The sequence below is a fragment of the Nocardioides aestuarii genome (genome assembly GCF_039527245.1).
In the GTDB taxonomy this organism is placed as follows: Bacteria; Actinomycetota; Actinomycetes; order Propionibacteriales; family Nocardioidaceae; genus Nocardioides; species Nocardioides aestuarii.
This window is the reverse complement of sequence record NZ_BAAAJT010000002.1, coordinates 2,230,440-2,250,937: the sequence shown is the minus strand read 5'-3', so window position 1 is coordinate 2,250,937 and position 20,498 is coordinate 2,230,440. Positions and strand designations below refer to the sequence as shown.

21 protein-coding genes are annotated in these 20,498 nt (G+C 72.0%); 11 read left to right on the top strand and 10 right to left on the bottom strand.

The genetic code is table 11. The annotated features are described in order from the left end of the window. The first annotated feature begins 27 nt into the window (after positions 1 to 27). The 4 genes from ABD091_RS11400 to ABD091_RS11385 are packed head-to-tail and all read left to right on the top strand — an operon-like array spanning position 28 to position 3,768. Entirely contained in the window at positions 28 to 1,146 is a 1,119-nt protein-coding gene (locus ABD091_RS11400) for a histidine kinase (RefSeq protein WP_343918466.1), read from the top strand. After that, positions 1,143 to 1,862, top strand: a complete 720-nt coding sequence (locus ABD091_RS11395) for a LytR/AlgR family response regulator transcription factor (protein ID WP_343918464.1) — start codon at positions 1,143 to 1,145, stop codon at positions 1,860 to 1,862. Before ABD091_RS11400 ends, ABD091_RS11395 begins: the two co-directional genes overlap by 4 nt. Continuing rightward, positions 1,859 to 2,242 carry a DUF485 domain-containing protein gene (locus tag ABD091_RS11390; RefSeq protein ID WP_343918462.1) on the top strand — a complete coding sequence of 128 codons (384 nt, stop codon included), beginning with the start codon at positions 1,859 to 1,861 and terminating at the stop codon, positions 2,240 to 2,242. Before ABD091_RS11395 ends, ABD091_RS11390 begins: the two co-directional genes overlap by 4 nt. Then, positions 2,239 to 3,768 (top strand): sodium/solute symporter, encoded by a 1,530-nt coding sequence (locus ABD091_RS11385; RefSeq protein ID WP_343918460.1) that lies wholly within the window; start codon positions 2,239 to 2,241, stop codon positions 3,766 to 3,768. The genes ABD091_RS11390 and ABD091_RS11385 overlap by 4 nt, the downstream gene beginning before the upstream one ends. 4 nt (positions 3,769 to 3,772) lie before the next feature. Here the strand turns inward: ABD091_RS11385 and ABD091_RS11380 are convergent, their stop codons facing one another. Further along, positions 3,773 to 4,183, bottom strand: a complete 411-nt coding sequence (locus ABD091_RS11380; RefSeq protein WP_343918458.1) for a hypothetical protein — start codon at positions 4,181 to 4,183, stop codon at positions 3,773 to 3,775. Between the two features lie 291 nt (positions 4,184 to 4,474). Here ABD091_RS11380 and ABD091_RS11375 point away from each other — a divergent pair, with 291 nt between their 5' ends. The 3 genes from ABD091_RS11375 to acs all read left to right on the top strand — a co-directional run bounded on the left by ABD091_RS11375 (position 4,475) and on the right by acs (position 8,547). Continuing rightward, positions 4,475 to 4,753, top strand: a complete 279-nt coding sequence (locus ABD091_RS11375; RefSeq protein ID WP_343918456.1) for a DUF4212 domain-containing protein — start codon at positions 4,475 to 4,477, stop codon at positions 4,751 to 4,753. Beyond that, on the top strand, positions 4,750 to 6,450 hold the full coding sequence (locus ABD091_RS11370) for a sodium:solute symporter family protein (RefSeq protein WP_343918454.1): 1,701 nt from the start codon (positions 4,750 to 4,752) through the stop codon (positions 6,448 to 6,450). Before ABD091_RS11375 ends, ABD091_RS11370 begins: the two co-directional genes overlap by 4 nt. A 123-nt stretch (positions 6,451 to 6,573) precedes the next feature. Next, complete coding sequence (gene acs / locus ABD091_RS11365) at positions 6,574 to 8,547, top strand: acetate--CoA ligase (RefSeq protein ID WP_343918452.1); 1,974 nt, start codon at positions 6,574 to 6,576, stop codon at positions 8,545 to 8,547. Positions 8,548 to 8,565: 18 nt separating this feature from the next. Here the strand turns inward: acs and nhaA are convergent, their stop codons facing one another. Then, the gene (nhaA, locus tag ABD091_RS11360) at positions 8,566 to 9,984 is read right to left on the bottom strand and encodes a Na+/H+ antiporter NhaA (RefSeq protein ID WP_343918450.1); all 1,419 of its coding nucleotides are present in this window, start codon (positions 9,982 to 9,984) and stop codon (positions 8,566 to 8,568) included. A gap of 117 nt (positions 9,985 to 10,101) precedes the next feature. On the opposite strand from nhaA, the gene ABD091_RS11355 reads away from it, so the two are divergent. Further along, positions 10,102 to 10,500: a phage holin family protein gene (locus tag ABD091_RS11355; protein ID WP_343918448.1), complete on the top strand. Its 399-nt coding sequence runs from the start codon at positions 10,102 to 10,104 to the stop codon at positions 10,498 to 10,500. Between the two features lie 110 nt (positions 10,501 to 10,610). On the opposite strand, the gene ABD091_RS11350 is transcribed toward ABD091_RS11355, so the two are convergent. The 4 genes from ABD091_RS11350 to nth are packed head-to-tail and all read right to left on the bottom strand — an operon-like array spanning position 10,611 to position 13,791. Continuing rightward, the gene (locus tag ABD091_RS11350; RefSeq protein ID WP_343918446.1) at positions 10,611 to 11,786 is read right to left on the bottom strand and encodes a MarP family serine protease; all 1,176 of its coding nucleotides are present in this window, start codon (positions 11,784 to 11,786) and stop codon (positions 10,611 to 10,613) included. A gap of 18 nt (positions 11,787 to 11,804) precedes the next feature. Beyond that, positions 11,805 to 12,503 (bottom strand): NUDIX hydrolase, encoded by a 699-nt coding sequence (locus ABD091_RS11345; protein WP_343918444.1) that lies wholly within the window; start codon positions 12,501 to 12,503, stop codon positions 11,805 to 11,807. Then, complete coding sequence (locus ABD091_RS11340; RefSeq protein WP_343918442.1) at positions 12,500 to 13,093, bottom strand: TlpA family protein disulfide reductase; 594 nt, start codon at positions 13,091 to 13,093, stop codon at positions 12,500 to 12,502. Before ABD091_RS11340 ends, ABD091_RS11345 begins: the two co-directional genes overlap by 4 nt. Further along, entirely contained in the window at positions 13,090 to 13,791 is a 702-nt protein-coding gene (gene nth, locus ABD091_RS11335) for an endonuclease III (RefSeq protein WP_343918440.1), read from the bottom strand. The genes ABD091_RS11340 and nth overlap by 4 nt, the downstream gene beginning before the upstream one ends. A 107-nt stretch (positions 13,792 to 13,898) precedes the next feature. Between nth and ABD091_RS11330 the strand changes: the two genes are divergently transcribed. Genes ABD091_RS11330 through ABD091_RS11320 form a run of 3 tightly spaced genes read left to right on the top strand, consistent with a single transcriptional unit; the run spans position 13,899 to position 16,432 of the window. Then, positions 13,899 to 14,576, top strand: a complete 678-nt coding sequence (locus ABD091_RS11330) for a Crp/Fnr family transcriptional regulator (protein WP_343918438.1) — start codon at positions 13,899 to 13,901, stop codon at positions 14,574 to 14,576. A gap of 49 nt (positions 14,577 to 14,625) precedes the next feature. Then, positions 14,626 to 15,120, top strand: coding sequence for a SigE family RNA polymerase sigma factor (locus ABD091_RS11325; RefSeq protein WP_343918436.1), 495 nt, complete (start codon positions 14,626 to 14,628; stop codon positions 15,118 to 15,120). 13 nt (positions 15,121 to 15,133) lie between these two features. Continuing rightward, positions 15,134 to 16,432 carry a WD40 repeat domain-containing protein gene (locus ABD091_RS11320; RefSeq protein ID WP_343918434.1) on the top strand — a complete coding sequence of 433 codons (1,299 nt, stop codon included), beginning with the start codon at positions 15,134 to 15,136 and terminating at the stop codon, positions 16,430 to 16,432. 38 nt (positions 16,433 to 16,470) lie between these two features. On the opposite strand, the gene ABD091_RS11315 is transcribed toward ABD091_RS11320, so the two are convergent. The 4 genes from ABD091_RS11315 to ABD091_RS11300 all read right to left on the bottom strand — a co-directional run bounded on the left by ABD091_RS11315 (position 16,471) and on the right by ABD091_RS11300 (position 20,498). Further along, positions 16,471 to 18,201 (bottom strand): BCCT family transporter, encoded by a 1,731-nt coding sequence (locus tag ABD091_RS11315; RefSeq protein WP_343918432.1) that lies wholly within the window; start codon positions 18,199 to 18,201, stop codon positions 16,471 to 16,473. A gap of 157 nt (positions 18,202 to 18,358) precedes the next feature. After that, positions 18,359 to 19,171, bottom strand: coding sequence for an MBL fold metallo-hydrolase (locus ABD091_RS11310; RefSeq protein WP_343918430.1), 813 nt, complete (start codon positions 19,169 to 19,171; stop codon positions 18,359 to 18,361). Continuing rightward, the gene (locus tag ABD091_RS11305) at positions 19,168 to 20,025 is read right to left on the bottom strand and encodes an NUDIX hydrolase (protein WP_343918428.1); all 858 of its coding nucleotides are present in this window, start codon (positions 20,023 to 20,025) and stop codon (positions 19,168 to 19,170) included. The genes ABD091_RS11310 and ABD091_RS11305 overlap by 4 nt, the downstream gene beginning before the upstream one ends. Next, complete coding sequence (locus ABD091_RS11300) at positions 20,025 to 20,498, bottom strand: RidA family protein (protein WP_343918426.1); 474 nt, start codon at positions 20,496 to 20,498, stop codon at positions 20,025 to 20,027. The genes ABD091_RS11305 and ABD091_RS11300 overlap by 1 nt, the downstream gene beginning before the upstream one ends.

Below are 20,498 nucleotides of genomic sequence, written 5' to 3'. Positions count from 1 at the left end.
ACCGCCGGGGGCCGGTAGCCTCCGCCCATGACGCGAGGCTGGCGCCTGCGCCGGCGTACCCGGCTCGGGACCGAGGTCGACCGCGCGACCTACCGCGCGCTCCACACCGCGAGCCTGGCCTCCCCCGCGCTCCGCGAGGGGCTGACGACGGCGAGCGCCGAGCGGAGCATCCGCCACCTGCGCACCCTGCTCGGCACTCCCGCCGTCGCGCTCTCCGACACCGCCGCCGCCCTCGCCTGGGAGGGGCAGGGCGTCCACCACCGCGACGACCTCGGGCCGCTGCTGGACCGGGTCGTGGAGTCGGGCGAGACCGTCGTGAGCACCTTTCCCGAGTGCGACGACCCGAGCTGCCCCTGCCGCCAGGTCGTGCTCAGCCCGCTGCTCGTCGAGGACGTCGTCGTGGGCGCCCTGGTCGCCTGCTCCGACGCCCAGAGCGGGGCGCTCGTCCGTGCTGCCGACGAGGTCGCCCGGTGGGTGTCGGGACAGCTCGAGCTCGCCGAGCTCGACGCCTCGCGGACCCGGCTCATGGAGGCCGAGGTGCGGGCGCTGCGGGCCCAGATCAGCCCCCACTTCATCTACAACTCCCTCGGCGCCATCGCGAGCTTCGTCCGGACCGACCCGGACCGTGCCCGGATGCTCCTGCTCGAGTTCGCCGACTTCACCCGCTACTCCTTCCGCAGCCACGGCGACTACACGACGCTCGCGGAGGAGCTGAAGTCGATCGAGCGCTACCTCCTCCTCGAGCAGGCCCGCTTCGGCGACCGGCTCGAGGTGACGCTGCGGGTGGCGCCCGAGGTGCTGCCGGTCGCGGTCCCCTTCCTCTGCATCCAGCCGCTGGTCGAGAACGCGGTGCGCCACGGCCTCGCCGGCCAGCAGACCGGGCGGCTGACGATCGTCGCGCGCGACCTCGACCAGGAGTGCGTGATCTCGGTCGAGGACGACGGCGTCGGGGAGGACCCCGAGCGCGTACGCCGGGCGCTCGCCGGCGACGCCGACCTCGACTCCGTGGGCCTCGGCAATGTCGACGCGCGGCTGCGCAACGCCTTCAGCGACGACTACGGTCTGGTGGTGGAGACCGCGCCCGGCGCCGGCACGAAGGTGACCGTCCGGGTGCCCAAGTTCGCGCCGGGGGTGCACGTGCAATGAACCAGCCCCTGCGCGCCCTCGTCATCGACGACGAGCTGCCGGCCCGCGACGAGCTCTCCTTCCTGCTCGAGCGCGACGCCCGGATCGGCGAGATCCGGACCTGCGGCTCGGCGACGGAGGCGCTGCGCGTGCTCCAGGAGCACGAGGTCGACGTGGTCTTCCTCGACATCCACATGCCCGGCCTCACCGGCCTCGAGATGGCGCAGGTCCTCAGCCGGTTCCGAGACCCGCCGGCCGTGGTGTTCGTGACCGCCCACGACGCCCACGCGGTCGACGCCTTCGACCTCAGCGCCGTCGACTACGTCCTCAAGCCGGTCCGCCAGGAGCGGCTCGCCGAGGCGGTGCGACGCGTGACCGAGCGCAGCGGGGCCCCGGCCGCACCGGTCGAGGAGCAGGTGCCGGTCGAGCGCGGCGGGGTCACCCGGTTCCTCTCCCGCGGCGACATCCGCTACGTCGAGGCCCAGGGCGACTACGCGCGTCTCCACACCGAGGCCGACTCCTACCTCGTCCGCACCCCGCTCTCGACGCTCGAGGAGGACTGGCGAGACAGCGGGTTCGTCCGGATCCACCGCTCCCTCCTGGTGTCGCTGGCCCACGTCGACGAGCTCCGGGTCGAGGGCGGCCGCTGCTCGGTGCTGGTCGCCGGGCAGCTGCTGCAGGTCAGTCGCCGCCACACGCCGCAGCTGCGTGAGGTCCTCACCCGGCGGGGCCGGTGAGCGAGCAGCCGCCGCCCCGGGTCCGGGTCACCGGTCCCTCGCGGCGTCCCACGCGGCGTACGGCGCGGCCGCGGCGCAGCCAGATCGACGAGGAGACCCGCCTCGGCGAGATCTACCTGCGCTCGCTGCTGCGCGAGCAGCTGCGGCTGGCGGGCCTCGCGCTGCTGGTGCTCGCCGTGGGACTCGGCGGGCTGCCGCTGCTCTTCTGGCTGGTGCCCGACCTCGCCGCGACCCGGGTCGCCGGCCTGCCGCTGGCGTGGCTGCTGATCGGCGTGGCGGCGTACCCGTTCCTGGTGGGGGTGGGCTGGTGGTACGTCCGCGCCGCCGAGCGCAACGAGGACGACTTCACCGACCTCGTCGAGACCGTGGACCGCCCGTGACCTCCTCGGCGGTGCCGGGCGTCGTCGCGGTCGTGCTGGTCACGGCGGCGACGCTCGGCATCGGCGTGTGGGCGCTGCGGTTCTCGCGCACCACCAGCGACTTCATGGTCGCCTCACGCACGGTCGGGCCGCGTCTGAACGCCTCGGCGATCGGTGGCGAGTACCTCTCGGCCGCCTCCTTCCTCGGCATCGCCGGGCTGGTGCTGGTCAACGGCACCGAGATGTTCTGGTATCCCGTCGGCTGGACGGCGGGCTACCTCGTCCTGCTGGTGCTCGTCGCCGCCCCGCTGCGCCGGTCGGGCGCCTACACGCTCTCGGACTTCGCCGAGGCCCGGCTGGGCTCGACCCGGGTGCGCTCGCTCTGCACGCTCATCGTGGTGCTGATCGGCTGGCTCTACCTGCTGCCGCAGTTCCAGGGCGCCGGCATCACGCTCCAGTCGACGCTCGGCGCGCCCCGCTGGGCCGGCGAGGTCGTGGTGCCGGTGATCGTCCTGCTCAACGTGCTCGCCGGCGGGATGCGCAGCATCACCTTCGTCCAGGCCTTCCAGTACTGGCTCAAGCTCACCGCGCTGCTGCTGCCGCTGATGGTGCTGCTGCTGGTGTGGGTCGGCGACGGCGCGCCCCACCCGGTCGACGTCGTCGGCTCGGGGCAGCAGCCGGAGCTCTGGGCGCTGCCGCTGGCGGGCTCGGACGCGCAGGGCGTCTACCTCACCTACTCCCTCATCGTCGCGACCTTCCTCGGGACGATGGGGCTGCCCCACGTCGTCGTGCGCTTCTACACCAACCCCGACGGCCGCGCCGCGCGGCGTACGACGCTCGCGGTGCTCGGGCTGCTCGGCCTCTTCTACCTGCTGCCGCCGGTCTACGGCGCGCTCGGCCGGATCTACGCGGACGCGCTGGTGGCCTCGGGCCGGAGCGACGTGCTGGTGCTCGAGCTGCCGCGGCTGATGGTGCCGGGGCTGCTCGGCGAGGTGCTGACCGCGCTGGTCACCGCCGGCGCCTTCGCGGCGTTCCTCTCGACCAGCAGCGGGCTGGCGATCGCGGTCGCCGGCGTGCTCGGCCAGGACGTCACCGGGCGGGCGTTCGGCCGCCGGCTGAGCGGCGTCGCCGCCTTCCGGGCCGGGTGCGTCGTCGCCGTGCTGGTGCCGTGCCTGCTCGCGCTCTCCACACCCTCGGTCGGCGTGGCCCGCGCGGTCGGGCTCGCCTTCGCGGTCGCGGCGTCGACCTTCTGCCCGCTGATCGTCCTCGGCATCTGGTGGCGCGGCCTCACCGCCCGCGGCGCGCTCGCGGGCCTCGTCGTCGGCGGCGCCGGCTCCGGCATCGCCGTCCTGTGGACCCTCACGACCGAGCCCGGCACCGGCTGGGGCTCGACGCTGCTGGAGCAGCCCGCCGCCTGGAGCGTGCCCGCGGCGTTCCTGACGATGGTCGTCGTCTCCCGCGCGACGCGGAGCCGGGTCCCGGCCGACGTCCACCGCTTCATGGTCCGCCTGCACACCCCGGAGCAGGTCCAGCTCGACCGGGGCTAGCGGCTCACCCCTCCGCGGGCGTGGCCGCCAGGCGGCGCACGGCGAGCGCGGCGACGACGCCGCCGGCGAAGACCAGCACCAGGCCGGGACCGGGCCACCAGCCGTCGGTGCCGACGAGGTTGAGCACGTGGACGACCTGCCACACCGGGAGCACCAGCGCGACCACCGCCATCACCGACCCCTGCACGATGCGGAGCGTGCGGTGGGGGACGAGCGCGCCGGCGAGGCCGAGCATCGCGGCGTAGAACGTCCACAGCCCGCCTCCGCGCAATCCCGAGATCGAGCCCAGGCCGGTCATCAGCCAGGGGATCATCGAGCCGAAGGCGACCAGGGCGACCGCGCCGAGCAGCTGCCGGCGACCGGGCACCGGCGCGCGGCGGGTCGGGGCGGGGGACGTCGGGGCGGGGGCGCTCATGGCGGGGATGCTACGTCGGCTTCCGGACCACCGGGAGGCTCGCGCGGGCCGCTCACCCGCCGCGGCGCACGACGAACGGCACCCTGGCCGCGACGAGCGGTCGCTCCGGCGCCGTCAGGGGCTCCCACGCGGCCCCCGTGTGACCGCGGTCACCGCTCGCCGAGCACCCGCCACCACTCGGCGCACGAGGTGACCGCAGTCACAGGAACCCCTTGACCGGGCCTCGGCCCGATTGCTGTCCTCGGCGTCACCGAGACGCGGCGGCCCGCCGCGCGACCCCTGGGAGGACCCGTGGACGAACAGGCGCGCCGGGAGTACTGGCGCAGGAACCTACGACTGATGGCGGTGCTGCTGACGATCTGGGCGCTGGTGTCGTTCGGCGCCGGCATCCTCTTCGTGGAGCCGCTCAACAACATCGACTTCATCGGCTTCCCGCTGGGCTTCTGGTTCGCCCAGCAGGGATCGATCATCACCTTCGTCATCCTCATCGCCGTCTACGTCTGGCGCATGGACAAGCTCGACGCGGAGTACGGCGTCGACGAGTACGAGGAGGAGGTGCACCACTCATGACCGACATCCAGCTCTGGACGACGATCTTCGTCGTCGCCTCCTTCAGCGTCTACATCTACATCGCCTACGCGAGCCGGGTCTCCGACACCTCCGGCTTCTACGTCGCGGGCGGCGGCATCCCCGCACCGGCGAACGGCGCAGCGATCGCGGCCGACTGGATGAGCGCCGCGTCGTTCATCTCCCTCGCCGGCATCATCGGCCTGGCCGGCAACGGCTACGGCGGGTCGGTCTACCTGATGGGCTGGACGGGCGGCTACGTGCTGCTCGCGCTCCTGCTGGCGCCGTACCTGCGGAAGTTCGGCAAGTACACGATCCCCGACTTCGTCGGCGACCGTTACTCCGAGAGTGCCCGGCTGATCGCGGTCATCGCGGCGATCGTCGTCTCGTTCGTCTACGTCGCGGGCCAGATGGCCGGCGTCGGCCTGGTCTTCACCCGCTTCCTCGGCGTGAGCACGACGGTCGGCGTCGTCATCGGCATGGCCATCGTCTTCTTCTACGCCGTGCTCGGCGGCATGAAGGGCATCACCTGGACCCAGGTGGCGCAGTACACCGTGCTGATCATCGCCTACCTGATCCCGGCGTTCGCGGTGTCGGCGAAGGTCACCGGCATCGCCGTCCCGCAGATCGGGTTCGGCAGCATCTTGGAGGAGCTCAACGGGCTGCAGACCGACCTCGGCCTCAGCGAGTACACCGCGGCCTTCGGCTCGACCAACATGCTCAACATGGTGCTGATCACCGCGGCGCTGATGTTCGGCACGGCGGGCCTGCCCCACGTGATCGTCCGCTTCTACACCGCGAAGTCGGTGCGGGCGGCGCGGTTCTCGGCCCTGTGGGCGCTGTTCTTCATCTCGCTGCTCTACACCACCGCTCCGTCGGTGGCGGCGTTCAGCAAGCTGCAGATCATCAAGGACATCGACGGCACCGCGGTCTCCGACGTCCCGGGCTGGTTCAACACCTGGGCCGACGTCGGGCTGATCACGCAGGCCCCCGAGGCACCCGGCGCGGTCGGGGCCCCGATCGCGGACCTCGCCGGCGACACGGTGCTCAGCTATTCCGACGTCTTCGTCAACAACGACATCATCGTGCTGGCCTCGCCCGAGATCGGCGGCCTGCCGGCCCCGATCGTCGGCCTGGTCGCGGCCGGTGGTCTCGCCGCCGCGCTGTCCACGGCGTCCGGCCTGCTGCTGGTGATCTCCAGCTCGGTGGCCAACGACGTCTACTACAAGCGGATCAACCCGCAGGCCACCGAGGCCCGCCAGCTGCTGGTCGGTCGGATCGCGATGGCCGCGGCCATCGTGGTCGCCGGCTACCTCGGCATCAACCCGCCGGGATTCGTGGCCCAGGTGGTGGCACTCGCCTTCGGACTGGCAGCCGCCAGCTTCTTCCCGATCCTCGTGCTGGGGATCTTCTGGAAGAAGTGCACGGCGGCAGGCGCCACGGCCGGCATGGCGGTCGGACTGCTCACGACGATGGCCTACATGCTGTGGACCATCGACATCTACGGCAACTCCGAGGGCATCTTCGGGATCGCCGAGACCGGGTTCGGCACGATCGGCATGTTGATCAACTTCGCGGTGACCATCACGGTCTCGCAGTTCACGCGAAAGCCGTCGGCCGAGATGCAGGAGCTGGTCGAGGAGATCCGCTTCCCCGGCCGCACCCAGCTGGTCGCCAAGCACGCCCAGGGCGAGCTCTGACCTGAACCACCCCAACCCAGCGGCGGCGAGGTCTTCCTCGCCGCCGCTGTGGTTCCCGGTCCGACTGCGGGCGCCCCGCCCGCGCCAACCTCCCGACAACCCCGCAGGAGTAGGTTCCGAACCATGGCTGACGAGACGCTCTCGAACCTGATGAAGGAAGACCGCCGCTTCGAGCCCCCGGCCGAGCTGGCGGAGCACGCCAACGTGAAGGAGGAGGCCTACGCCCGCGCCGAGGACGATCCCGAGGCCTTCTGGGCCGAGGCCGCCGAGCGGCTCGACTGGGGCCAGAAGTGGGACCAGGTCCTCGACTGGTCGAACCCGCCGTTCGCCCAGTGGTTCGTCGGCGGCACGATCAACGCCGCCGTGAACTGCGTCGACCGGCACGTCGCGGCCGGCAACGGCGACAAGGTGGCGCTCCACTGGGTCGGCGAGCCCGAGGACGACACCCGGGATCTGACCTACAGCCAGCTCAAGGACGAGGTCTGCAAGGCGGCCAACGCGCTGGCCGAGCTCGGCGTGCAGAAGGGCGACCGGGTCGCCATCTACATGCCGATGATCCCCGAGACCGCGATCGCGATGCTCGCCTGCGCCCGGCTCGGCGCCCCGCACACGGTCGTCTTCGGCGGCTTCTCGGCCGACGCCCTCGCCAGCCGCGTCACCGACTGCGGCGCGAAGGTCGTCATCACCGCCGACGGCGGCTACCGCCGCGGCGCGCCGTCAGCCCTCAAGCCCGCCGTCGACGAGGCCGTCACCAAGCTCGACGACGACAGCCTGGCCGCGACCGTCCTCGTCGTACGCCGCACCGGGCAGGACGTCGACTGGAACGCCAGGTCCGACGGTGGTCGCGACGTGTGGTGGCACGACGTGGTCGACGCCGCCTCGGCCGAGCACGAGCCCGAGCTCCACGACTCCGAGCACCCGCTCTTCGTGATGTACACCTCCGGGTCCACCGGCAAGCCCAAGGGCATCCTGCACACGACCGGCGGCTACCTCACCGGCACGTCGTTCACCCACTGGGAGGTCTTCGACCTGAAGGACGACGACGTCTACTGGTGCACCGCCGACGTCGGTTGGATCACCGGCCACTCCTACATGGTCTACGGGCCGCTGGCCAACGGCGCGACCCAGGTCATGTTCGAGGGCACCCCGGAGAAGGGCCGGTGGTGGCAGATCGTGCAGGACCTCAAGGTCACGATCTTCTACACCGCGCCGACCGCGATCCGGACCTTCATGAAGCAGGGCCGCGAGATCCCCGACGGCTACGACATGTCCTCGCTCCGGCTGCTCGGTTCGGTCGGCGAGCCGATCAACCCCGAGGCCTACGTCTGGTACCGCGAGGTGATCGGCGGCGACCGCTGCCCGGTCGTCGACACCTGGTGGCAGACCGAGACCGGCCAGATCATGATCAGTCCGCTCCCGGGCGTCACCGCCGGCAAGCCCGGCTCGGCGATGAAGGCGCTGCCGGGCGTCGCGGCCGACGTCGTCGACGACGAGGCCCGCTCGGTCGGCCACGGCGCCGGTGGCTACCTGGTGCTGAAGAAGCCGTGGCCGGCCATGCTCCGCACGCTGTGGGGCGACGACCAGCGCTTCAAGGACACCTACTGGTCGCGCTGGGAAGGCCTCTACTTCGCCGGCGACGGCGCCAAGCTCGACGACGACGGCGACATCTGGCTGCTCGGTCGCGTCGACGACGTCATGAACGTGTCGGGCCACCGGCTCTCCACCACCGAGATCGAGTCGGCGCTCGTCTCCCACCCGAAGGTCGCGGAGGCGGCGGTCGTCGGCGCCGCCGACGACACCACCGGCCAAGCGGTGTGTGCGTTCGTCATCCTGCGCGAGTCTGCCGGCGACGGCGGACCCGACATCGTGGAGGAGCTCCGCAAGCACGTCGCCCACGAGATCGGCGCGATCGCCAAGCCCCGTCAGGTGATGGTCGTCCCCGAGCTGCCGAAGACCCGCTCGGGCAAGATCATGCGCCGCCTGCTCAAGGACGTCGCCGAGCACCGCGAGGTCGGCGACGTCACGACGCTCGCCGACTCCACGGTGATGGACCTGATCAAGGACAAGGAGGGGTCGGGGTCCTCCGACGAGGACTGACCTCCCCCTCCTTCCGCCTCAGCGCGACGCGACCGCCGGGTCCTCGACGTCCTCGGACGTCGGGGACCCGTCGTCGTCGTCGCCCTCCTCGGCGGGTGCACCGCCCATGAGCAGGAAGGCGACACCGAGGACCGCGCTCACCAGCGACCCGGTCAGGATGCCGATCTGGGCCTCTGCCGTCATCAGCTCCTCGCCCGGGAAGGACAGCCCGGCGATGAAGAGGCTGACGGTGAAGCCGATGCCGGCCACGAACCCCAGGCCGATCATCATCCGCCAGCCTGACCGGTCCGGGAGCCGGCCGAGGCCGAACCTCACCGCGAGGAAGGCGAAGACCACGATGCCCACCGGTTTGCCGACGACGAGGCCGAACGCGATGCCGAGCCCGATCGCGGAGGTGAGCGCCTCGCCGAACACGCCCCCGCCCACGGAGACGCCGGCGTTGGCGAGCGCGAAGACCGGCAGCACGAAGAACGACGACACGGGGTGGAGCCGGGTCTGCAGCCGCTCGACCACCGGGACGGACTCGTCGAGCAGGAACCGGAGCCGGTCGCTCTCGTCGGCATCGAGCTCGTGGTCGGCGAGGGCCTTCTTGGCGTACTCGCGCGCGACCTTCTCCTCGAGCAGCGGCACGGTCGGGGTGATGAGGGCAATGGCGACGCCGGCCAGGGTCGCGTGGACGCCCGACTCGAGGGTGGCGACCCAGACCAGCACGCCGACGACGACGTAGGCCCAGATCGCCCAGATCCGCAGCACCCGCATCATGACCATCAGGCCGAGGAGCAGCAGGGCGACCGCGAGGGCGGTGAGGTTGAGGTCGGAGGTGTAGAACACCGCGATGACCACGATGGCGCCGATGTCGTCGACGATCGCCAGAGTCAGCAGGAAGAGCCGTGCGGGCGAGGGGATCCGCCGGCCGAGCAGGCCGAGCACACCGACGGCGAACGCGATGTCGGTCGCCATCGGGATCCCCCAGCCGTGGGAGCCCTCCTGGCCGCCGAGGACCGCGACGTAGATGAGCGCCGGCACGATCATGCCGCCGAGCGCGGCCACGATCGGGAGCGCCGCGGTCTTGGGGTCGCGGAGGTCTCCCTGCACCAGCTCGTACTTGATCTCGAGCCCGACGACGAAGAAGAAGATCACCATCAACGCGTCGTTGACCCAGTGCTGGAGGCTCTCGTCGAGCGTCAGGATCCCGAGGTCGAGGGTGATGTGGCTGTGCCAGAAGGAGTCGTAGGTCTCCGCCCACGGCGAGTTCGCCCAGACGAGGGCGACGAGGGCGGCACCGAGCAGCAGCGCCGAGCCGGCGGTCTCGACCCGGAGGAACTCCCGGACGGGGCGGGCGACGAACCGGGCCAGCGGGCGGCTGCTCTCGCTGTAGACGGGACCGGTACGCCAGACACGCTCGTCGATGCGCTTGCGGTTCTCGGACTGGGACATGTGAGGCCTCTCGGTCGTGGTCGGACACCGTTCACCGCCGGCACTGAGTACGCCGACGAGCCGACCAGACTTCCCGGCACACCGCTTCCACCTTATCGGGACGATAGGGTCGGCGACATGGCACCGGAACCCGTCCGTGAGACCGACCCCACCATCGGCCGTCTGGTCACCGACGCCAGCCGCGACATCTCCAGCCTCGTGCGCAAGGAGATCGAGCTCGCGAAGTCCGAGCTCAAGGTCAGCGCGAAGGCCGGCGGGCTCGGGATCGGGCTCTTCGCCGCGGCCGGGTTCATCGCCGTGCTGGCGATCATCATGCTGTCGGTCGCCATCGCCTACTTCATCCACTGGGCCGGACTCGGCCTGCACTGGTCCTTCCTCATCGTCTTCGGCTTCTACCTCCTCGTCGCCGGGCTGCTGGTGTTCCTCGGCGTGCGCAGCGTGAAGAAGGTCAAGGCGCCCGAGAAGGCGATCGAGCAGGGCCGTCAGATCCCGCAGGCCCTCAAGGGCAAGTCGTAGGGCTCAGGCCGTACGCCTCCTCACCGGGTCTCGACACGCCGGTCCCGACCTCGTGCCTCGGTCGGGCGGCTCGCTCGACCACCATCAGCGGATCCGCTGGCGCGTCTCCGCTACCCGGCGCAGTCGCCGGTGGAGACCGGCTCGGAGCGGGAGATGCCGGTCGCGGCGCTGCGGGCGACCTGCTCGGCGGTGAGGGCGTAGCCGGTGTCGTCGTCCTGCACCGACGCGGCGAAGACCACGCCGGCGACGTCACCACCGGAGGTGACGATGGGGCCGCCGGAGTTGCCGGGTCGGACCAGGCCACGGACCGAGAACACCTCGCGCAGCACGCTGCCGCGGCCGTAGATGTCGGGTGACCGGAGCCGCTGCTCGGCGCGGACGCGGCCGGGCTGGACGTCGTAGGGCCCGTCGAGGGGATAGCCGAGGATCGCGACGCCGTCGCCCGGTCCGACGCCCTGGTCGAACGGCAGCGCGGGGAGGCCGCTGGTGTCGAGCGCGAGGACCGCGACGTCGAGGTCGGAGTCGTAGTGGACGACCTCGGCCGGCACGGTGTCGCCGGCCACCTCGACCTGCGGCTCGTCGACGCCGGCGACCACGTGGGCGTTGGTCATGACCCGGCCGTCGGAGTAGACGAACCCGGAGCCCTCGACGCCGCGTCCGCAGTCGTTGGTGCCGCGGATCTTCAGGACGGAGGCGCGGGCGGCCTCCACGTCGGGGTCGGTGCGCAGCCGCTTGGGCCCGGGTCCCACCTCAACGATCCGCTCGGGGGCGAACGGGTCGAGGTATTGCGGGAAGAAGCCCGAGCCGACGACGTCGTTGAAGGCGCTCAGGGCGGTGTCGGCACTGTCCGGCAGCACCTGGTCGACCTCGGCGAGCACCGCGGAGCCGCGGACCTGGGTGGACACGCCAGGGAGCCCGGAGCCCGCGATCGCGACGCCCAGCGCCCACGCGACCAGCAGCACCGCGACGGCGCTCAGCAGCGCGCCGCCGACGGCGTCGAGCGCGCGTGCGGGCTGCCAGGTGACGCGGTCGCGCAGCCGCGCCCCTCCGTACTGGAGCAGCGCCTGGCCGAGCGAGGCGCACAGGATCACGATGAAGAGGGCACCGAGCGAGACCAGGACCGACGGCGCCGCGTCGCCGAGAGCCACGGGCGCCAGCCAGACGCCGATCAGGCCGCCGACCAGCAGCCCGACCGTCGCGAAGGCGCCGGTGATGAAGCCCTGCCAGTAGCCGGAGAGGGCGTAGGTCAGCACCAGGACGACGAGGAGCCAGTCGAGGACGTTCACTGGGCACTCACGGAGCGCTCACCGGTCCTCTCCGAGTCGGGTGTTCTGGCGCGGCAGCTGCTGACGGGTGGGATCACCCTGCAGCATGTGGGCGGGGAGCGCACGCAGGGGCGCGTCGTCGACCTGCTCGGCCCAGCCGACGAAGTCGAAGAGCCGCGCGATGATGCCGGCGGTGAAGCCCCACAGCACCCGGTCGTTGGCCTCCCCGACGAGGTAGCCGGGGCCGACCCAGCCCGAGGGGTGCTCGACACGGATCCGGTGCTGGGGGCCGACGAGGTCGCGGATCGGGACCCGCATCACCTCGTGGACCTCGTCGGGGTCGACGACGCCCACCGGGCTCTCGGTCTCCCACCAGGCCAGCAACGGGGTCACCGCGAAGTTGGACGGCGGCAGCCACAGCTCGGGGAGCTCGGCGAAGACGTCGACCCCCGCCGGGTCGAGGCCGGTCTCCTCCTCGGCCTCGCGCAGCGCCGCGTCGTGGGCCGTCTCCCCGGGGTCGATCGACCCGCCGGGAAAGGAGATCTGGCCGGGGTGGCTGCGCATGTGGTGGGCACGCTCGGTCAGCAGCAGGTCGGGGCCGGACTCGCCCTCGCCGAAGAGGATGAGCACTGCGCCGCGACGCGGGTCGCTGTCCTCGGGCGGCATGAACCGGGTCAGGTCGTGGACCGAGATCTCGCGGGCGCCCTCCTCGATCGGCCGCAGCCAGTCGGGCCTCACAGCGCGACCCCGAGCCGGTCCCGCACCTCGTCGCGCAGCTCGTCGAGCGACTCGATCTCCCCCGCCACCAGGGTGACCGTGCCGTCCGCCGCGACGTAGGCCGTCGTCGGCAACCCGATGGAGCGGAAGGGCCCCGCACCTTCGAGCAGGTTCTGGGGATCGGCGAGCAGCGGGTAGGTGACCCCGCTGTCGGCCACCAGGTCCATGGCACCGGCCGTCTGGGCGTCCTGCCAGTCGACGCCCAGGATCGGCACCTCGTCGCCGTAGCGCTCGTGGAAGTCCTGGAGGACCGGCATCTCCTGGCGGCACGGGCCGCACCACGACGCCCAGAGGTTGACGACCATCGGGCCCCGCAGGCCGCTGAGGGCCACGTCGGGACCGCCGCCGAAGCACGGCAGCGTCACGTCGGGCAGGCCACCGTCGACCGGGTCCGCTGCGACCTCGGGGCAGGGCTCGACGCCCGCGCGGTCCTTCGCGAGCCGCAGCTCGGGGGTGTCGACGTCGATCCGCGCCTCGCCCGGTGGCGGCGTCGAGCAGCCGGTGAGGACGAGGAGGGTGGTGGCGAGCGCCAGGGGGAGCCCGAGCCTCACGCCGGGCCCTGGGTCTTCACGAGGGCCGCGGCGGCGACCGGGTCGGTCGGCCCCTCGCCGTAGGACGGGCACCAGTGCGCCACCGGGCAGGCACCGCAGGCGGGCTTCTTGGCGTGGCAGCGGCGGCGGCCGTGCCAGATCAGGTGGTGGGAGAGCATCGTCCAGTCGCGCTTGTGGAACAGCGCCCCGATCTCGTGCTCGACCTTGACCGGGTCGGTCTGCTCGGTCCAGCCGAGCCGGCGCACGAGGCGGCCGAAGTGGGTGTCGACGGTGATGCCGGGGACGTCGAAGGCGTTGCCGAGGACGACGTTGGCGGTCTTGCGGCCCACGCCGGGGAGCGTGACCAGGTCGTCGAGCCGCGGCGGCACCTGGCCGTCGAAGCGCTCGACGAGCGCGGCGGAGAGCTTGAGGACGGACTCGGTCTTGGCGCGGAAGAACCCGAGCGGGCCGAGCAGCTCCTCGAGGTGCTCGCGCGGCGCCGCCGCCATCGCGGCCGGGTCGGGATAGGCGGCGAAGAGGTGGGGGCGCACGGCGTTGACCCGGCGGTCGGTCGTCTGGGCGGAGAGCACCGTGACGATGAGCAGCTGGAAGGGGTCGTCGAAGTCGAGCTCGCATCGCGCGTCGGGGTAGGTCTCGGCGAGGACCCGGTCGACCTTGCGGGCGCGCCGCACCAGCGACGTACGACTCTCGGACGACATGGGCACAGCCTATGTGGGTACGGTGACACCCGACGATCCGGCGGATTTACCCTGTGAGATCAGCCACTGGCTAGGATCAGCACCGACTCGACGATCTTGGAGGATCCGTGGACAACGACGTGCTGCGTCAGGCACCTCTCTTCAGCGCGCTCGACGACGAGGCTGCCACCGCGCTGCGCGGTTCCATGGCCGAGACCCGGCTGCGCCGCGGCGAGGTGCTCTTCCACGAGGGCGACTCGGGCGACAAGCTCTACATCGTCCTCGACGGCAAGGTGAAGCTCGGCCGCACCTCCAGCGACGGTCGCGAGAACCTGCTCGCCATCCTCGGCCCCGGCCAGATGTTCGGCGAGCTCTCGCTCTTCGACCCCGGTCCGCGATCGGCCACCGTCACCGCGGTCACCGACGTCGCCTTCGCCTCGCTCTCCCACGACGACCTGCTGCGCTGGCTCGAGGGCCGCCCCGTCGTCGCGCTGGGCCTGCTCTCGCAGATCGCCGGCCGCCTGCGCAAGGCCAACGACGTCAACGCCGACCTCGTCTTCTCCGACGTCCCCGGCCGTGTCGCCAAGGCGCTGCTCGACCTCGCCGACCGGTTCGGCCGCACCGCCGACGACGGCGTCCACGTCCACCACGACCTCACGCAGGAGGAGCTCGCGCAGCTCGTCGGCGCCTCCCGCGAGACGGTCAACAAGGCGCTCGCCGACTTCGCGTCGCGTGGCTGGCTGCGCCTCGAGCCCCGCTCGGTCGTCATCATGGACATCGAGCGACTGTCGCGTCGCGCACGCTGACCCCATTTCGCCCACCTCATCGCGTCTGACGCGGTGAAGGGGGTGTGACGTGGACGCTCGGGAAGCGGAGTTCAACGACTTCGTCGCGTCGCGCAGCGGCGCACTGCTGCGCACGGCCTACCTGCTCACGGGCGACCACCACCACGCCGAGGACCTGCTCCAGGTCGCCCTCGTCGAGGCGGCGCGCCGCTGGGAGAAGCTCGACGAGCCCGAGGCCTACGTGCGCCGCGTGCTCTACACACGCAACATCTCGCGCTGGCGCAAGCGCCACCTCGACGAGGTGTCGCTCCTCGACCACGATCGGCCCGCGAGCTCCGCGGCCGACCACGACCTCCGGCTCACCCTCGAGCAGGCGCTGGCCCGGCTCACCGTGAAGCAGCGCACGATCCTGGTGCTGCGCTACTTCGAGGACCTCACCGAGGAGCAGACGGGCCGGGCCCTCGGCATCAGCCGCGGCACCGTGAAGTCGGTGACCCGGCAGGCCTTCGAGCGGCTCCGCACGCGCGCCCCGGAGCTCGCCGACCTGATCGGAGCACACGCATGATCGGAGTGCTGACATGACGGATCTCCGCGAGGAGCTCACCCGGATCGCCGAGCGTGCTCCCTCACCCCGTCCCTACGACGCCGCCCACGACGCCTGGCGCCGGGGCCGTCGCGCCCGTCGCCGCGACCGCGCCGTCGTCCTCGGGGTCGTCGCGGCCGTCCTCGTCGTCGTGGGCGGTACGGCGTCGCTGCTCGTCACCGCCCCGACGCGGATCGCCCCCGCCGCACCCGTCGACGCGCCGGCCGCCGTCCCCACCGACCTGCGCGCCGTGCCCGACCACGTCCTCGCCGACCCCGCCTTCCGCACCTCGGACCTCGCGATCGGGGTCCAGGCCGCGGCCTTCACCAGTGGCGGCCTCCCGGTCGCGGTGTCGGCGACGGACGGCAGCTACCGGATCCTCGACCTCCCGGGGTGGAACGCTCCGGGTGGCGCATCCCCGAGCCACCGGGTGGCGCTCTCCCCCGACGGTCGACAGCTGGCCTGGGCCTACCTCGACCCCGACGGGGAGACGGGGGTCCGCACCGTCACCCTCGAGGACGGCACCGTCCGCGAGATCCCCGTCGTTCCTGCCAACGAACCGGGCCCGCAGCAGGAGGTCCTGGCCGTGACCTGGTCACCCGACAGCGGCTGGCTCGTCTGGGCCTCGGGCGTGATCGAGACCGAGGGGTGGGTCAGCCACGGTCGCGTCGCGCCCGGGAGCTCCTCGACCAGGCCGTGGCCGGCGCGACCGGACACGACCGCGGTGCTCGCCGGCGATGACGCCGTCCGGGGTCTGCTCCACCCGGGCCACATCTCCGTCAACGACGACGAGGCACGGATCGCCGGCTTCACGATCCAGCGTGTGCTGGAGCCCACTCCCGTGGCTGCCATGTCACCCGACGGCACACGGGTCGCCGTGGGCTCGACGACTCCCAACGGCGCGGTCGACGTCGTCGACCTGAACCGGATGCGGGTGCGCCTCGCCTACTTCGGCGGCTACGACGAGGGACAGACGACCTACGCGCCGCTCGGCTGGCTCGGGGCGGACACGATCGCGGTGGCGGCGGACGTCGCGTCGCGCGGGACGGACATCGTCCTGGTGCCCGCCCCCGGCAACCGGCGCGACGGGGAGGCCGTCGTGGCACGAGTGGAGGACGGGGTCGCGGACCTCACAGTGGCCGTCGACCTGCTCGACCGGCCCACCGTCGACCGGCCGGGCCCGGACTGGCCGTGGTCGGAGGAGCGGCAGCGGCTCGTGCTCGCCGGTGCCGGGCTGCTGGTGCTGCTGGCGGTCGCCGCGGCGGTCGTCGTACGACGACGCCCGGCCAGGTGAGACCTGACCGGGCGTCGTGACGACGGGCGAGCGTGTCGTCAGACGCGCTCCACCGGCTGCTGGGCGGTGCCCGTGGCGGTGCCGTTCGAGCTGCCGTTGGTGGTCACCGACAGGTCGTAGTCGTCGTTGGTGTGCAGCTCGTGGGCGACCTCGCGGGCCAGCCACTTCCGCTTAGCGCGCTGGCGGACGCCGTTCTCCGCCAGCAGCGCCTTCGCGGTCGCGATCACCATCAGCACCATCACGATGCTGAACGGTGCCGCGACGAGGATCGCGGAGGTCTGCATCGCAGCGAGACCGCCGGAGCCGACGAGGAGCAGGACGATGGCGATGAGGCCCTCCATCGTTCCCCAGAAGGCACGGCTCCAGACCGGCGGGTTCTGGTCGCCGCCCTCGGCCAGCATGTCGACCACGAACGAGCCGGAGTCGGAGCTGGTGACGAAGAAGATCGTGACCAGGGCCATGAAGAGCACGGCGAGCAGGCCCGAGGCGGGCAGGCCGTCCAGCAGCTGGAACAGGGCGGTGTCGGTCGAGACCGAGCCGTCCTCGGCGATCAGTCCGCCGCCGCCGAACATCTCACGGTAGATGGCCGAGCCACCCATGATCGAGAACCAGAGCATCGTCACCAGGGTCGGCACGAGCATCACGCCCAGGACGAACTCGCGCACCGTACGGCCACGGGAGATACGCGCGATGAAGATGCCGACGAAGGGCGCCCAGCTCATCCACCAGCCCCAGTAGTAGGTCGTCCAGCCGGACAGCCAGGAGCTGCCCTCGTCTCCCTGGAACGGCTTCACGTCGAAGGAGAGCCGCAGGAAGTTCTGGAGGTAGGACCCGATCTGGGTGACGAAGTCGCTGAGGATGAAGACCGTCGGTCCGAGCAGCAGGACCACGGCGAGCAGGACGCCGGCGAGGCCCATGTTGATGTTCGAGAGGAGCTTGATGCCCTTGTCGAGGCCGCTGATGACCGAGGCCAGCGCCATCGCGGTGATCGCGACGACGAGCACGACGAGCAGGCCGGTGCCGGCCTCCTCGACGACGCCGAGGTAGGACAGGCCGGCGCCGACCTGGGTCACGCCGAAGCCGAGCGAGGTCGCGACACCGAAGAGGGTGCCGACGATCGCGACGACGTCGATGAGGTCGCCCCAGAAGCCGAGGACCTTCTTGCCGAACAGCGGCTCGAGGGCGTAGCGCAGCGAGATCGGCCGGCCCTTGCGGTGCACGGCGTAGGCGACGGCGAGGCCGACCACCACGTAGATGCCCCACGCGTGGAGGCCCCAGTGGAGGAAGGTCGTGTCCATCGCGGCGCGACCCGCAGCGGCGGTGCCGGTCTGGGCCTCGGAGCCCGGCGGCGGCGCCGCGTAGTGGTTGAGCGGCTCGGCCACGCCCCAGAAGACGAGACCGATGCCCATGCCGGCCGCGAAGAGCATCGCGAACCACGACTTGAGCCCGAACTCGGGCTCCTCGTCGTCCTTGCCGAGGACGATGTCACCCATCGGCGACAGCGCCATCCAGAGGGCGAAGGCGACGAAGCCGGTCACGATCGCGACGTACCACCAGCCGAGGTCGACGACGACCGTGTTGTTGGCCGTGGTCAGCAGGTCCGAGAGCCGGTCCGGCATCGCGATCGCGATCGCGACGAAGACCAGGACGATGGCCGCCGCGGGGATGAAGACGCGCGGGGCGCGGAGGGGACCGAGACGGGTTGGAGGGTCGTGCTCGTGGGAGTCGTTCGGGTGGTGCTGTGGATCGACCGTCGTGCGGTCAGACATGCGCTACCTCTCGGTTGGACGTGCAAACGGTTGGTCGTGCAGTGACACGTGCGAACAGCCCTCGACGTTATGACAGGCTCCGTGCGAGCGCACATCCCGAGGGGTGAGCCGTGACCGCCCCGTGACCTGCCCGTGACCGAGGCGTGACCCGCCCGCCTCAGGCGCGGTCGGCGAGGTGCTCGAGCTGCGCGCGGACCGAGAGCTCTGCGGCTCCCCAGAGGACCGGATCCACGTCGGCGTAGACGACCTCCACGACCTGGCGCGGGAGGTTCGCGGCGTCGGCGACCCCGCCGGCCTGCAGCTGCCGGACGGCATCGGCGACCTGGCCGAGACGTTGCTGCCGGTGGGAGATGTAGTGCTCGAGCACCGGCAGCGCCTCGGGCAGGACCGGCCCGTGGCCCGGCCAGATCGCGGTCAGCTCCTGCGCCTCGGCGAGCGCGTGGAGCCGGTCGAGGGAGTCGAGGTAGGCGCCGAGCTGGCCGTCGGGGTGGGCCACGACGGTCGTCCCCCGACCGAGAACCGTGTCGCCGGTGAGCACCACCCGTTCCTGCGGCAGCAGGAACGACAACGAGTCGGACGTGTGGCCGGGCGTCGCCACGACGTGGACCTCGAGCCCGTCGACCGCGACGACGTCACCCCCGCCGAGACCTTCGTCGCCGAGCCGGTGGGCCGGGTCGAGGGCGCGTACGCCGCAGCCGACCGACTCGGCGAACTCCCGGGCCGCCTCGGAGTGGTCGAGGTGGTGGTGGGTGAGCAGCACGACCGCGACGTCACCCGCGAGCTCGCGCACCGCGGCGAGGTGGCCGGGGTCGGGCGGCCCGGGGTCGACCACGACCGACCGGCGGCCGCCGGGCTCGCGCAGCACCCACGTGTTCGTGCCGTCGAGGGTCATGTGGTTGGCGTTGGGCGCGAGCACGCAGTGGCCGCGCTCGCCGAAGGACCCGCCGTCCCACTCGCCCGGAGCGGTCATCGGCCGGCCAGCAGGTCGGCGTACTGGGGAGGCGTGGAGAGGACGAAGTCGCCCTCCTCGGAGGCCACGACCTCGGGGGTGAACATGTCGACCCGTCGACCGGCGGCCTCCTCCAGGACCGCCGCAGGCCCGGCGTAGCGGTCCACGTCGAGGCAGGTCAACCACGTCGGCGGCATCATCATGATCTCGCCGGCCTCGGCCTGGGCGACCGCGTCGCCGACCGGTAGCCACGCGACCGCCGACGACTCGCTCGAGATGTCACTGGTGACCTGGCCCCCCGGGAGCCGGGCCACGAAGAACCACGTGCGGTAGCGGCGCGGCTCGAAGACCGGCGTCAGCCAGGCCGCCCACGCCCCCAGCAGGTCGGTGCGCAGGACCAGCCCACGCCGGTCGAGGAAGTCGGTGAGCGACAGCTCGCGCGACTCCAGCGCGACCCGGTCGGCCTCCCAGTCGTCCGCCGTCGTGTCGGCGACCACCTCGGTGGCGGTGCCGGCGAGCAGGACGCCGGACTCCTCGAAGGTCTCGCGCACGGCGGCGCACACCAGCGCCCGCGCCATCGGCTCGTCGCACCCGAGCCGCTCGGCCCACTCCGTCGGCGTCGGCCCCGCCCACGCGACCGCGTGGTCGAAGTCGCGGCGGTCGACGCCGCCGCCCGGGAAGACGCACATGCCCCCGGCGAAGGCCATCGAGGTCTGCCGCCGCAGCAGGTAGACCTCCGACGTGCTCTCGCCAGCGCCCGGCCGCAGCAGCACGACGGTCGCCGCGTCCCGCGGCTCGGCGGGCGTCGCCGAGCCGTCGGCGTAGGCCCGGGCCTGGGCGACCAGCGAGTCGGGCAGCGGCAGCCGCTGGACCACTAGTCGGCCTCCGCTGCCACCTCGACGATGATCTCGACCTCGACGGGGGCGTCCAGCGGCAGCACCGGCACGCCGACCGCGGACCGTGCGTGGACACCGGCATCGCCGAAGACGCTGCCGAGCAGCTCGGAGACACCGTTGGCGACCTGCGGCTGGCCGGTGAAGTCGGGGGTCGAGGCGACGAAGCAGACCACCTTGACCACGCGCTTGACCTGCGCGAGGTCGCCGACCTGGGCCTTGACCGCCGCGATCGCGTTGAGCCCGCACTGCTGCGCGCAGGCCACGGCGTCCTCGACGCTGACGTCACCGCCGACCTTGCCGGTCATCATCAGCTCGCCCGACCGCATCGGCAGCTGGCCGGAGGTGAAGACGTGGTCGCCGGACCGCACGGCCGGGACGTAGACGGCCACCGGCTTCGCGACCTCCGGCACGCTCAGTCCGAGCTCGGCCAGACGCTCCTCGGGGTGGGTCAT